The sequence below is a fragment of the Helicobacter turcicus genome (assembly GCF_019711685.1).
GTDB lineage: Bacteria > Campylobacterota > Campylobacteria > Campylobacterales > Helicobacteraceae > Helicobacter_D > Helicobacter_D turcicus.
On record NZ_JAIGYQ010000001.1, the window covers coordinates 171,022 to 184,155 of the forward strand.

General features: G+C 34.8%; 16 protein-coding genes. 5 read left to right on the forward strand and 11 right to left on the reverse strand.

Going from position 1 to position 13,134, the window contains the following annotated elements:
- Positions 1-154: 154 nt before the first annotated feature.
- From K4G57_RS00745 to hemJ, 4 genes are read right to left on the reverse strand one after another with little or no spacing between them, the layout of a single operon-like run.
- Positions 155-1,429 (reverse strand): arsenic transporter, encoded by a 1,275-nt coding sequence (locus K4G57_RS00745; RefSeq protein ID WP_221531268.1) that lies wholly within the window; start codon positions 1,427-1,429, stop codon positions 155-157.
- A 3-nt stretch (positions 1,430-1,432) separates the two neighbouring features.
- A complete protein-coding gene (ubiE, locus tag K4G57_RS00750; RefSeq protein WP_221531269.1) occupies positions 1,433-2,143 on the reverse strand; it encodes a bifunctional demethylmenaquinone methyltransferase/2-methoxy-6-polyprenyl-1,4-benzoquinol methylase UbiE in 711 nt (236 codons plus the stop codon).
- Positions 2,143-3,552, reverse strand: a complete 1,410-nt coding sequence (gene argH / locus K4G57_RS00755) for an argininosuccinate lyase (protein WP_221531270.1) — start codon at positions 3,550-3,552, stop codon at positions 2,143-2,145. The genes ubiE and argH overlap by 1 nt, the downstream gene beginning before the upstream one ends.
- A 9-nt stretch (positions 3,553-3,561) precedes the next feature.
- On the reverse strand, positions 3,562-3,993 hold the full coding sequence (gene hemJ, locus K4G57_RS00760) for a protoporphyrinogen oxidase HemJ (RefSeq protein WP_221531271.1): 432 nt from the start codon (positions 3,991-3,993) through the stop codon (positions 3,562-3,564).
- A 157-nt stretch (positions 3,994-4,150) separates the two neighbouring features.
- Here hemJ and K4G57_RS00765 point away from each other — a divergent pair, with 157 nt between their 5' ends.
- The 3 genes from K4G57_RS00765 to K4G57_RS00775 all read left to right on the forward strand — a co-directional run bounded on the left by K4G57_RS00765 (position 4,151) and on the right by K4G57_RS00775 (position 6,306).
- Entirely contained in the window at positions 4,151-4,795 is a 645-nt protein-coding gene (locus tag K4G57_RS00765; protein ID WP_221531435.1) for an amino acid ABC transporter permease, read from the forward strand.
- Positions 4,796-4,906: 111 nt separating this feature from the next.
- A complete protein-coding gene (locus K4G57_RS00770; protein ID WP_221531272.1) occupies positions 4,907-5,560 on the forward strand; it encodes an amino acid ABC transporter permease in 654 nt (217 codons plus the stop codon).
- 8 nt (positions 5,561-5,568) lie between these two features.
- Positions 5,569-6,306 (forward strand): amino acid ABC transporter ATP-binding protein, encoded by a 738-nt coding sequence (locus K4G57_RS00775; protein ID WP_221531273.1) that lies wholly within the window; start codon positions 5,569-5,571, stop codon positions 6,304-6,306.
- 13 nt (positions 6,307-6,319) lie between these two features.
- Here K4G57_RS00775 and K4G57_RS00780 read toward each other — a convergent pair whose 3' ends face one another.
- Positions 6,320-6,493 carry a hypothetical protein gene (locus K4G57_RS00780; protein ID WP_221531274.1) on the reverse strand — a complete coding sequence of 58 codons (174 nt, stop codon included), beginning with the start codon at positions 6,491-6,493 and terminating at the stop codon, positions 6,320-6,322.
- A 10-nt stretch (positions 6,494-6,503) separates the two neighbouring features.
- A complete protein-coding gene (locus tag K4G57_RS00785) occupies positions 6,504-7,979 on the reverse strand; it encodes an L-aspartate oxidase (RefSeq protein WP_221531275.1) in 1,476 nt (491 codons plus the stop codon).
- 110 nt (positions 7,980-8,089) lie between these two features.
- Between K4G57_RS00785 and K4G57_RS00790 the strand changes: the two genes are divergently transcribed.
- Both K4G57_RS00790 and uvrC read left to right on the forward strand, forming a co-directional pair.
- On the forward strand, positions 8,090-8,539 hold the full coding sequence (locus K4G57_RS00790; RefSeq protein ID WP_236033133.1) for a hypothetical protein: 450 nt from the start codon (positions 8,090-8,092) through the stop codon (positions 8,537-8,539).
- Positions 8,540-8,552: 13 nt separating this feature from the next.
- Positions 8,553-10,388, forward strand: a complete 1,836-nt coding sequence (gene uvrC / locus K4G57_RS00795; RefSeq protein ID WP_221531276.1) for an excinuclease ABC subunit UvrC — start codon at positions 8,553-8,555, stop codon at positions 10,386-10,388.
- Here uvrC and K4G57_RS00800 read toward each other — a convergent pair.
- From K4G57_RS00800 to K4G57_RS00820, 5 genes are read right to left on the reverse strand one after another with little or no spacing between them, the layout of a single operon-like run.
- Positions 10,385-10,870: a hypothetical protein gene (locus K4G57_RS00800; protein ID WP_221531277.1), complete on the reverse strand. Its 486-nt coding sequence runs from the start codon at positions 10,868-10,870 to the stop codon at positions 10,385-10,387. The genes uvrC and K4G57_RS00800 overlap by 4 nt on opposite strands.
- A 47-nt stretch (positions 10,871-10,917) precedes the next feature.
- A complete protein-coding gene (cutA, locus tag K4G57_RS00805; RefSeq protein WP_221531278.1) occupies positions 10,918-11,277 on the reverse strand; it encodes a divalent cation tolerance protein CutA in 360 nt (119 codons plus the stop codon).
- Between the two features lie 7 nt (positions 11,278-11,284).
- Positions 11,285-11,560, reverse strand: a complete 276-nt coding sequence (locus K4G57_RS00810) for a hypothetical protein (protein WP_221531279.1) — start codon at positions 11,558-11,560, stop codon at positions 11,285-11,287.
- Positions 11,560-12,378, reverse strand: coding sequence for an HdrB C-terminal domain-containing protein (locus K4G57_RS00815; protein ID WP_221531280.1), 819 nt, complete (start codon positions 12,376-12,378; stop codon positions 11,560-11,562). Before K4G57_RS00815 ends, K4G57_RS00810 begins: the two co-directional genes overlap by 1 nt.
- Before the next feature lie 8 nt (positions 12,379-12,386).
- Positions 12,387-13,133 carry a DUF5644 domain-containing protein gene (locus K4G57_RS00820; protein ID WP_221531281.1) on the reverse strand — a complete coding sequence of 249 codons (747 nt, stop codon included), beginning with the start codon at positions 13,131-13,133 and terminating at the stop codon, positions 12,387-12,389.
- Between the last annotated feature and the right edge of the window lies 1 nt (position 13,134).

Below are 13,134 nucleotides of genomic sequence, written 5' to 3' on the forward strand. Positions count from 1 at the left end.
TAGCTTAACTTTTATGGGTTTTGTGTTTATTTAATATTTCTTTAACCAAATTCTTTTTAAAAAGAATTCTAATACAAATAGAGTTCTAAGACAAGCAGAAAAATTTACGAAAATTTAGCAAAGCAAATGCTAAACAAAGAGCGTATGACTCTCCTTAAACAGCATAACAATATAACCCAACAAGTGCAAAAAATAGCACAAAAGGCGTTATAAGCAGGGAGACAAACATATATTGCAAAAAGCTAATATGGATTCCATACCGCTTCAAACTTGCAAGCCACAGCAATGTCGCTAGAGAGCCTATGGGGGTGAGTTTCGCGCCGATATTACAGCCTAGCAAATGCGCAAACACAAGCTCTCTAGTGGAATCTAAAAGTGCTAAGTTTCCAAGCATTACCATAGGTAGATTATTTATCACACTTGCTCCAAGACTTGAAGCTACACCAATACTAAAGATTCCAAAAAATGGCGAAAATGTGTTGAAATTTCTAATTCCATCTTTTAAAAACTCGACTAGCCCTATATTTTTTAACCCAAAAACCACAACAAATAACCCCAAACTAAAGACAACAATGCTTAAAGGTGCTTCTTTTAAGATATTAGAGAGTTGAAACTTTTGTGTTAAGATTCCACAAAACACGCTTAAAAGTGCTACTACAAGCGTAAAAATACTAAGTGGTATTCCAAATTTTTCTCCGCTAATAATTCCAATAAGTAATACGCCTAACAAACTTGCACAAAAAAACGTGATACTAGGCTTTGGCAAGGAATTTGTGCGGATATTAAACTCTAGCGTTTTTGGCAGTTTGCGCGCAAATAGAATCCAAAATAGCAAAATACTCATTGCAACTCCAAAAAGTTGTGGTAGAGCCATTATAAAAATAAAATCCAAAAATTTAATCTTAAAAAAATCTGCAGTGATGATATTTGTGAGGTTTGAAAAAGTAAATAAATTAGAAGCGAAATCACTCATAAAGCCTATAAATAGCAAGAAAACAATGAGTGGATTGCGTGAGAATTTCACATTCTTAATGTGTGCTAAAAGCGCGATAACAAGGGGGGTTAGGATTAAAATCGCACCATCATTTGCAAAGAAAGTTGCTAAAAGGCTTGCAAACAAGCCCATAAGCAAATAAAATTTCCAAGTCTGTAATGCTAAGGTCTGCTTATGCGTTGAGAGTTTTAGCATAGAGTATGCTAACACCTCAAAAAAGCCAAGTTTTTCAAGTGCAAGCGCAAAGATGATAAGCCCAACAAGTGCTAAAGAGCTATTCCAAACCATTCCCCACACAAAGAAAACATCACTTAGACTAACACTACCTAAAACAAGACTAAAGAATGCGCCAAGTATGCTGACAAGCCAAATTGGAATCCCAAAGGGACGCGTAAAAATGCCAAGCATTACAAGAGAAAAAATCACAAATGCCATTAATTAAAGTTTTTTAGCAATAAAAAGTGTGCAAACGCCCGCAGAAAATGCTCTTGTGTAAAGAGGTTTAAAGCCTACTTCACTAAGCTCGCAGTTGAGTTTATCAGTTGTCAAAAATTCTTCAATGGAATCTGGCAAATAGCGATATGCGCGGTAATTTCTTGACACAATTCCCCCAACAAAGGGTAAAATATTTTTAGTATAAAATCCCATTAAACGTTCTAAAGGACTAGGATTCTCACATTTTGTAAATTCTAAAATCACTAAGATTCCATTTCTCTTAAGCACACGCGCAAACTCACTTAATGCCTTTTTCCGCTCTACTACATTTCGGATTCCATAAGCAATACTTAAAATATCCTTACTCCCTGCTTCTAGTGGCAAATTTGTCGCCTCACATTGAATAAAACTAATCTCTGGCATTTTTTTGCGCGCTACTGCTAACATTCCATCACTTGGATCCAAACCCACAATGCTATGAATTTTTACTCCCTCTTTTTGTGCATTTTTTTGCCAATGGCTTATCATATCCCCTGTTCCGCAAGCAACATCAGCAATCTCCAAATCCTCTGCTTTTTGAAGGTTCTTAAATGCCTGTTTGCATGCAATTTTACGCCAAGAAATATCAATTCCACAACTCATAACACGATTTGTTAAATCATAACTTCCTGCAATATCATCAAACATTGCAATAATTTCTTGTTGCTTTGACATTACACTTCTTCTAATGTATTTTTTGCAAGATTTAACCACGCCTCTAAGCTTTCAATTTGCACAAGTGTGGATTGTGTAGAAGTTCCACCATAGGAGTTACGACTCTCCATAGACGCCTTTAAATCAAGGCTTTTGTGTGCCTCTTTTGGAATCCTAGAATCCACGCAACAAAGCTCCTCTACGCTTAGCTCACTTAAGTCTTTTTGCAAAGTTTCTGCATAAGCTACTGCTTTACCTGTAATATGGTGCGCCTCTCTAAATGGGATTCTGCAATGTTGCACAAGAAAATCAGCTAAATCTGTCGCGCTTAAATGCCCAACTCTGCAAGCCTTTAGCATAAAATCTGTATGGATTGTCATTGTCTCTAGTGCGCTATTTAGGATTCTTAGAGAAATCTCTAACGTTTCAAAACTATCAAAAACTCTCTCTTTATCCTCTTGTGTATCTTTATTATAAGCAAGCGGTAAGCCTTTCATTACCACCAAAAGACTCATAAGATTTCCATACACGCGCCCACTTTTACCACGTAAAAGCTCTGGCACATCGGGGTTTTTCTTTTGTGGCATAATAGAACTTCCCGTAGAATACGCATCGCTTAAAGTAATAAACTTAAATTCATAACTGCTCCATAGCACAAGCTCCTCTGCAAGGCGAGAAATATGCATTATTAGCAAACTTGTATCGTATAAAAAATCTAAGGCAAAATCTCTATCGCTTACAGAATCTGTCGCATTTAGCATCGGGGCAGTAAAACCTAATTGCTTTGCAACAAAATATCTATCTGTGTCATAAGGAGTCCCAGCAAGTGCTGCTGCGCCTAGTGGGCAGTAATTATTACGTTGATAAGAAGACTCTAAACGTTCAAAATCCCTTACAAACATACACGCATATGCACAAAGCAAAAAGCCAAAATTTATGGGTTGTGCATGCTGTAAATGCGTCATACCCGGAAGCATACTTTGTGTATGGTCTCTTGCGATATTAAGAAGCGTGGTAATAAGATTTAACACAAGGAAGCGCAAGTGTTTATTGGAATCCAAAACAAAAAGTCTAAAATCAAGGGCTACTTGGTCATTACGACTACGTGCAGTATGGAGCTTCTTACCCACCTCACCGATAATTTCTATTAAACGTTTCTCTATAGCCAAGTGAATATCTTCATCGCTAATAATAAACTTAAATGTGCCATTTTCAATTTCACTTTTAACCTGTTCTAATCCTTTAGAGATTAAATTTGCTTCTTCTTGTGTTAGGATTCCACACTTTGCTAACATTTGCGCGTGTATTTTTGAGCCTAGAATATCTTGTTTGTAAAGCTTTTTATCAAAAGGTAAAGACGCATTAAATGTATCTAAAATTTCTGCTGCTCCCATACTAAAACGTCCGCCCCATAGTTTTTGGTTTGCCATAATATACCTTTAGAATGGTTTTAAAATCACTAAAATTGTAATGATAATAAGCACAATAGTTGGCACTTCATTATATGCACGAAAAAACTTACCACTTTTAAAACAGCGATTCTCCCTAAAAGCCACCATATAACGATACAAACTATAATGATACGCAACAAGTAGCACTACGAGCAAAATCTTAGCATGTAGCCAACCTCCACTTGTTAGGAAACTTGGCTCTAACACAAGTAGCCAAATCCCAGAAACAAATGTTGCAATTAGTGCTGGATAACCGATAAACTTATAAAGCTTTTCTTCTTGGATTTTAACCACTTCTACAAAGCCAGAATTTTCAATATGTTCGGCATGATAGACAAAAAGACGTGGCAGATAAAATAACATTGCCATCCATGACACAAAAGAAATAATATGAAAAATCTTGACATAATAAAAAGTCACAGCAAACTCCCTTATAAGTGATTTATTCAAATACGTGATTGTAGCAAAACAGGCTTAAAGTGGAAGAAAATTAAACATTTTTCTGTATAATTGCAGAATTTTCTTTAAAAATTCCTAAGGAAATTTGGTGCTAGAATTGTTTTTAAGTCTTGATTTTATGTTTATAAAAAATGCGATTCCAACCTTTGCAAAAGCCTTATGGCTAACGTTGCACCTTTCGTTTTTTGGAATTATTTTTTCAATCCTTTTAGGATTTTTAATTGCTATTGTGCAATATTATAAAATCCGCTTTTTAAACACGCTAACACAAAGCTACATTGAACTCTCACGCAATACTCCACTACTAATTCAACTTTTCTTTTTGTATTATGGTTTGCCACAGATTGGATTGAAATTAGACAGCTACACTTGTGCATTAATTGGTGTAACTTTTCTTGGAGGAAGCTATATGGCAGAATCCTTTCGTGCAGGATTGGAATCCGTAGGAAAAATCCAAATAGAATCAGGACGTAGCTTGGGACTTAGTGAGAGGCAACTTGTGTTTTTTATCATTTTACCTCAAAGCTTAATGGTAAGTTTGCCTTATATTGGTGCAAATGTGATTTTTTTACTTAAAGAAACTTCTGTTGTAAGTGCAATTGCACTTGTAGATGTATTATTTGTAGCAAAAGATTTAATTGGTAATTATTATAAAACAAGCGAAACTTTGTTTTTATTGGTGCTTTGCTATTTAATTGTATTACTGCCTTTATCCATTCTTTTTTTGCTATTAGAACGTCATTATAAACGCTATTTGGGATAAGAAGCAATGTTAGAATCTACACATATTGCCTTTTATAAAACTCAAAAAAACATTGGGATTTGATTAAAGTGAATTACGGCAATTAAAAGTATTTAATTTGGATATTTAACTATGGAAATATTATTTTTACCTCAAAATATTTTAAGGATTCTACAAGGAGTGATTGTAACCTTGCAAATCGCACTTATTGCAATTTTCTTTTCCTGTCTTTTTGGCTTTATTTTTGGTTATTTAATGACATTAAAATCCAAGTTTTTAAGGGGGATTTGTCGCATATATTTGGAATCCATTCGTATTATTCCAATCCTTGCTTGGCTTTTTATTATTTATTTTGGATTCTCAAATGTAATAAATTTAAGCGGTATAAGTGCCTGTATCCTAGCCTTTAGTCTTTGGGGGATTGCTGAAATGGGGGATTTAGTGCGCGGAGCAATTACAAGCCTACCAAAACACCAAGAACAAAGCGCAAGAGCCTTAGGATTAAGAGAATGGCAAGTGCAAGTATTTATCATTTTTCCACAAAGTTTTAAGCGTCTACTTCCAAGCCTTGTAAATCTCTTTACTAGAATGATAAAAACCACTTCACTTGCCGCACTTATTGGAGTTAGTGATATGCTAAAGGTTGGGCAACAGATTATTGAGGTTAATCTCATTAGCTATCCAACAGCAAGTTTTTGGGTGTATGGTGGAATCTTTGTGGTGTATTTTGCGCTATGCTACCCACTATCCTCACTTAGCCATTACTTAGAGAAAAAATTCGTTTAAGGACGACAATGATTTTATTAAAATTAGAAAGTATTGTGAAAAAATATGACAACAATCTTGTGTTAAATCATGTAAGCTTGGAGGTCAAAAAAGGCGAAGTATGCGCGATTTTAGGACCTAGTGGTTGTGGAAAAAGCACATTTTTGCGTTGCATTAACGGATTAGAGTCCATAGAAGGAGGCAAAATCTACCTAGATGGAGTGCAAATTAGTGGTGAAGGTGTGCAGACAAAATGGAGCAAAGTGCGCCAAAAAATTGGAATGGTGTTCCAAAACTATGAGCTTTTTCCACATTTAAATGTGTTAGAAAACATTACTTTAGCACCGATTAAAGTGCAAAATAGAAGTATAAATGACGCAAGAGAGCAAGCACTTAAACTACTGGAGCGCGTTGGGTTAGCACACAAAAAAGATTCCTATCCCAAAGAGCTAAGCGGCGGACAAAAACAACGTGTGGCAATCGTGCGTGCATTATGTATGAATCCAGAAATTATGCTTTTTGATGAGGTAACTGCTTCACTAGATCCTGAAATGGTAAAAGAAGTGCTAGATGTGATTAAAGAGCTTGCAGAAAATGGTATGACAATGGTATTAGTAACCCATGAAATGAAATTTGCAAAGCATGTAGCAGATAGAATCGTATTTTTTGACCGCGGAGAAATTGCAGAAATTGCAACACCACAAGAGTTTTTCACAAACCCTAAAAGTGAGCGCGCTAAGAAGTTTTTAAATATTTTTGAGTTTTAAGTTAAAGTTTATCTTAAAAGAAAGAATAATCACTTTTAGATTCTATATTCTTAGGCTTTCTAGGCTTTTTTTGAATTTCTTCTAAATCTCTTAAGAGTGTCTTTCTAAACTTATCCATCGTAACATTCTCTTGTTTTTTTAGCAATTTATTTTTAAATTTATTGCGTAATCGCATTTTATTTTTCATCTATTCTCCTTTACTCTGTAAGATAATGTGCTCCTATGGACGCATCACGTCTAAGTGCTGATTCTATAATATTTTTTGCAGTAAGCAAACGCAAACGCAACAAACGCCCAACTCCACTTTGCAACATCACTTCTACACCACCTAGTGCTTCATTAAGTCCTGATTTTTTGCGCATAATACCGACCTTATTCCACATCAAATTGCGCAGAATTGCCTTAAGATTTTCGTCTTGTGTGTTTTGTAGAATCTCTGTGTGCAATAGAAATTCTCTAATTTTTTGTTCACCTTTTGCGCCATAATTCCCTAAAATATCTCTTACACTGCGTCTTGAAAAAACTAAGCCTTCAAGCAAAGAGTTTGACGCTAAACGGTTTGCACCATGCACACCTGTGCAAGCACACTCACCCACTGCATAGAGATTCTCCATTCCTACAACCTTACCCACATTATCAGTTTCAATACCACCCATACAATAATGAAATGCTGGAGAAATTGGAATCTTATCTTTAGGTAAATCATATCCAAACGCACTAAGATTTCGTGAAATATTAGGAAAGCGATTATAAAAAAATTCTTTAGAAAATTCACTTAAATCTAAATAGATTTCTTGTTCCTCTTCTTTTTTAAACTTTTCTTGTAATTTTAGCTTATAATCAAAAATACTTCTAGCAACCTTATCACGCGAGGCTAACTCACCTTTCTCATCATAATTAAACAAAAAGCGATTCCCCCAAAAATCCACAATCTTAGCACCCTCTCCCCTTAAAGCTTCACTCAAAAGCATTTTGCGTGCGTGGTGGGTTTTGACAAAAACGGTTGGGTGAAACTGCAACATTTCCATATCTTTAAGCTTTAATCCATTTTCAATAATCATTCCATGGAGTTCGCTAGAAATTGTATAAGCGTTTGTGTGATACTCAAAAAGCGCTCCCACGCCGCCACTTGCTAGAATAATATGGTTTGCATAGAGATTATAGTTTCCGCGCTTTGTTAGTACACTAACGCCATAACAATGCTCATTTTCAATCAATAGTTCTGTAACGGTCGCATTTTTCCACAAAGTGTGCGAGATTTGCGCCATTAAATGCGAATGCAAAACGCGTCCTGTAGAATCCCCCCCTGCATGAATAATGCGTGAAGTGCTGTGTGCAGCTTCCTTAGTAAAAAGTAAATTGCCATTGATATCCTTGTCAAAAGGTGTTTGGCGGACAATTAAATCCTCTAAAACTTCCAAACTTTCTTTGCTAAGTGTTTTAACAGCATTTTCATCGCACATTCCAGCCCCAGCTTCTAGTGTGTCTTTAATGTGTAATGCAATATCTTCAATATTTTTTGCTACTGCAATTCCACCTTGCGCATAAAAGGTGTTGCACTCCCAAGGCTGTTCTTTACAAAGAATTAGTACTTTTAGGTGTTTAGGTAAATTTAACGAAGCATATAACCCAGCAACTCCAGCACCTACTATAATAACATCAAAATGCAACATTTCTATTCTTTTAAGGCAATTTGTGTACTTTTTGGTCTAAAGGGTTCATCTTTGAACCCGCAACCAGCACTCAAAGAACTAAACAAAAAAATCTGTGTTATAATTAAAAAATGAAAAATGTATCGGAAGTTTTGACGCATCTCTTAAGTTCTCCTAGTTTTAAAAAACTCTATGAAATTAGGGAATCAGAGCATTTTATCCAAATGTTACCTCTAAGCCTTAAAAATGGAATTGCTTTTAGCTTTGCTAAGGATAAAATTTTGTTTATCGCATTAAGTCACCCTTGTTTTAAGCAGGAATTCTATCATAAAATCGCTTTAGTTAAGCAACTCCTAAAACAATATCAACGACAAAAAAATACACTTTTAGAGATTATAGATATTAAGATTTTTGTAACTTATGATGCCTATAAAAAAGAAGTGGAAAAAAATCAAGAAATTGCGATTCCGCAAGTCTATGGCGAACTAAGTCGCGGAGAATTTAAAAACCTTGCAAAAGACCAAGAAATTCACGCACTCTTTGAGTCAATCCGAGGCAATATTTTAAAAAATCAAGAATAATTACAAAAATCTAATGACAGAATCCAATATCAAACCTCTCTCTAGCTCCCTACTTGAGACATTAAAAAAGATTCCAAGCAAAAGTGGAGTGTATCATTATTTTGACGCACAAGGCAGGTTGCTTTATGTTGGGAAAGCAAAAAATCTAAAAAATCGTATCAAAAGCTATTTTCGTTTTACGCCAAGCCTCTCACCTGCGCCAAATTTAAGCCCTAGAATTATGCAAATGGTTAGCCAGATTGCGCAATTACGCTATATTGTTGTTCAAAACGAAAACGACGCACTCATTTTAGAAAACTCACTCATTAAGCAACTCAAGCCAAAATATAATATTTTACTACGTGATGACAAGACTTATCCGTATTTATGCGTAGATTTACAAGAGGACTTTCCACGCATTTTACTAACGCGAAAGGTATTAAAAAAACAGGGTTTGCGCTATTTTGGTCCATTTTCAAGTGGAGCTAGGGATTTTTTGGATTCTATCTATGAAATTTTTCCTCTAGTGCAAAAAGAGGTTTGCAAAAAGGGTAAAAAGGCTTGTCTTTTTTATCAAATTAATCGCTGTTTAGCCCCATGTGAAGGCAGAATCTCCACTAAAGAATATGCAAAAATTTTACAAAATGCTCTAGAATGCTTAGAGAATCCTAAAAAAATCTTAGCACCCTTAGAAAAAAAAATGTTGCAACTCTCACAAAATTTACGCTTTGAAGAGGCTAAAATCTTGCGTGATAAGATTATTAAAATTAAGAATCTAAGTCCGCTCTCTTCTACGGATTTTGCAAACCTAGTTGATTTAGATGTATTTGCATTTGTGCATGAAGAGAAACGTGCAGTTCTCGTGAAATTTTTTATACGTAATGGCAAAATCATCTCAAGTGCAACACAAAATCTTAAAAGCGAACTAGGCTTTGATATTCCAAGCATTTATAAACAAGCACTTATTAATTACTATTCAAACTCCTTACCTCTAGTTCCAAAACAGATTCTGCTCCCTTTTGATTTAGGAGAAAATACACAAGAATTAGAATCCTTTTTGCGCAAAAAAATAGGCAAAAAAATCGCCATCCATTTCCCAAAGAGTGGGGATAAAAAGCGTCTATGTGATTTAGCAATCCAAAACGGAAAAGAACTTTTGCGACTAGAGCACAATGATGAAGAAGAGATTTTTAGTGCGCTTAGAGTATTATTCGATTTACAAAATATACCCCATCGCTTTGAAGTTTTTGACACCTCACACCACAAAGGTACGCAATGCGTTGGGGCTATGGTCGTGTATGATAGTAAGGAATTTATTAAAGAATCCTACCGCCATTATTTATTAGAAGGCAGAGACGAGTATTCACAAATGCGTGAAATGTTAAAACGTCGCATAGAGGATTTTAAAATGGAATCTCCACCTGATTTATGGGTGCTTGATGGAGGTGCTGGACAAATTAACCTTGCAAAAGAGCTACTAGATAGTGCTGGAGTGAATTTGGAAGTGATTGGAATTTCAAAAGAAAAAGTTGATAATAAGGCATATCGCGCTAAAGGGGGCGCAAAGGATATTTTAAGAGATGAAAATTTAGAAGAATATCATTTGGGTGCAAGTGATAAGCGACTGCAATTTGTGCAAAAATTACGCGATGAGGCGCACCGCTTTGCTATCACTTTTCACCAAAAACAAAAGCAAAAAACAATGCAACGTTCTAAAATTTTAGAGATTAAAGGCGTAGGCAAAGCGGCTCAAAACAAACTCTTAGCATACTTTGGAAGTTTTGAAGCAATTGAGAATGCAAGTTTGCAAGAGCTAGAAAAAGTGCTTTCTAAAAACCTTGCGCTCTCTGTTTTTAAGGCTTTAAATTAGAAATTTCCAAAATAGCGCACAGCACTGATTTTCCTATCTACATTACTTAACAAGTTCATATTTTCCTTGCTTAGATTTGTATTTTGCAAAATGTTTTGTGTCTGTGTGGAATCCAAACTTGGATTAAATTTATAAAGCACATCAAAACCTATCTTTTCTTCTTTGCTTAAGATTCCACTTTGTGCCATCGCATCACCTAATTCGCTAAGGTTTCCATTAATCCTAAAATCTTTGGCAAAATCACGCATTTTTGTAAAATCATGGCTAAGTGTTAAGACATCCTCTATCTCATTTGTAATCCCAGTAGAATTTGCCACATCAAATAACGCGTTAATACCTTCTGTTTTTTGCGTTTCTTTTGTGAAGAAAATAGAATTAGAATCACTTTGATTTGTGTAGCCGGTTAAATCACTAGATTTACTTTGATTATAAGCTTGACTTAGTAGCCCCCAAATTTGGTTATTTTTGTCGCTAACTTGCATAACTTTTTCCTCTATTTAAAGTGTTATACTCAAAATAAAAGCAAAAATTATTCCAAAACTAAAGCAACTCTCTGCTCCATTGTTTCTTTAAATGCATTTTTGCACCATTTCTTGTAAGGTTTAGAGACTTTATAAAGTTTGATTCCAACAATTTCTGGGAGTGTATAGCTATGATGCTTTAAGATAAGCTTTTTTAATTTTTTGAAATCTTTTTTAAAGACCTTAAAATTGAGTAAAATCTCCTCTTCACTTATGACTTTCTTGGGTTTGGAATCCTCTGCCCACATATAATGACTTTGGATTTGTTTTTGTTGAATACAAGGGCTTAAACCCTGCTCCAATGCAGTCTGAATGAGTAGTTTAGCATTAGATTTTGTTGTGGTTGTTTGAAGTAACATTAATCGCATTCAAGCTCTACTTTTCTCCACCCATTCTTTTTTTCTTTTCTTCTAGTGCCTTCTTTTTTTCCTCTTGACGCATTTTTTCTAAGTTTCTTTGACGCTCTTTAGAACGTCTGTATTTTTCAATAAACTCTTCACGTTCTATTTGGTTTTGATAAGAAATTGGACGGATAAAAAAAATTCCAAGCATTAAAACAAAAAAGAAAATCGCGGTCTCTTGATTTGAAGTTAGGTGATACCAAGCCATCGCGATTCCAAGAGAGATGATGACTTTTAAAACAGAAACCATTACAGCATTTGGGGTTTGATTTTATGCGCACTAAAACCTAAAGATTCCGCACTTGCGTCTATAAAAAGTGCCAAAATCACTTGTGGCGCAAATAGCAATGGAATCTCAGCTGTGTCGCGACCAGAAATATCTTGCAACTTTTTAATATGTCTATCCATTAACTCAAAGTTTCCAACATTTGGACTTACAATAAAATCCACACCACAATCTACCATTTCATAATAATCCATTGCGCCCATTTTATAAGCCAATTCGGGATTATTTTGCAATAAATACGCATAGCTATCTTTAAAAAATGGCAAAATTTTAAGCCCTGTAATACTCTCAATGCGTGATAAAATTTGCGATTCCTTAATGTGCTCTTCAAGTTCTCTATCAAAAATAAATGCGCATTTAAAACCCTCCCAGCGTCTATGCTTAATCTCTGCAACTTTGATAGCATCAAAGACCACCTCTAAAGCAAAAGCAAAACTATTTTCAAGATTTAAAATATCAATACCACAACCACAAGTCTTAGCCAACTCTTCTCTAAACTCTGCATCTTCATAAAGTTTTTTAAGAAGCTTTGTGATGACTAACAAACTTTGAGAATCACACACCAAAACCTTTTGCCCATCTTCATGCGCTCTATTTAATAATGCAATTAAAGGCTTAAAATAAGTCATAGGCGCAATAAAAGGTAAAAACTTATCATCAAGTGCAATAGATTCTGTATGCACAACAGAAATATGAAGCTTATCTAATAGCTTTTTAACGTTATGTATTAAAAATTCGGAAGATTTATAAAAGTTATTGTGCAAGAGGATACAAGATTCCATTATTTCTCCTATAAGCTTTTTAAGATTCTAGCTTTAAACTTCTGAATCTTAGGGTTTTCACAATGATTAAAAATCAATGTCTTTAGCTCATCAATGCAAATATCAAACTTGTCATCTTGTGGGAAAAGATAAGTTTTTAATGCTTGTGCATTTAAAATTCCATTTTCCCCATCACTCACTGCTTCTAAGATATTATCAGTCTTGTGTTTTGCATATAAAGCTGCAGCAAGTAAAAAATACGCCTCACTTAGATAATTAGGATTCTCAACGCTAAGAGGTGTTGCATAAGCAAATGGCAAAAAAGAGAGTAAAAAAGCATTACTTAAAGCTCTAGATTCCAAATTTTCAATAGAAATTTCTTTGAAATCTGCATTTTTAAAGGTGCTTAACACTTCATCACGTGCGAGCTCGTCTAACCCTAGTTGCTTTAGCGGTTCAAGCTTGTTTAAAAAAGGTTCAATATTAATAATTAAATCTTTAAGAGCTAAATGCGTATTAAGAGGTTCTATTCTCCATTCACTACCAAATCTCTTTAAAAGTCTAGAAATAGGAAGTTCAAAGTCAAAAACAACAACACCATTAATCTTAAAGCCATACGCATTATATCCATAATCATACACAAAATTTTGAATCATTTTTAGCAAATCTAGCAGTGATTTCTCATGGGCAACTTTAAGCGTGAGTTTCGCAAAATAAGGCAAATAATCTGTTTTTACATCAAAGCGAAACAGCTCTAAATTAATTTTTTTCTCCATC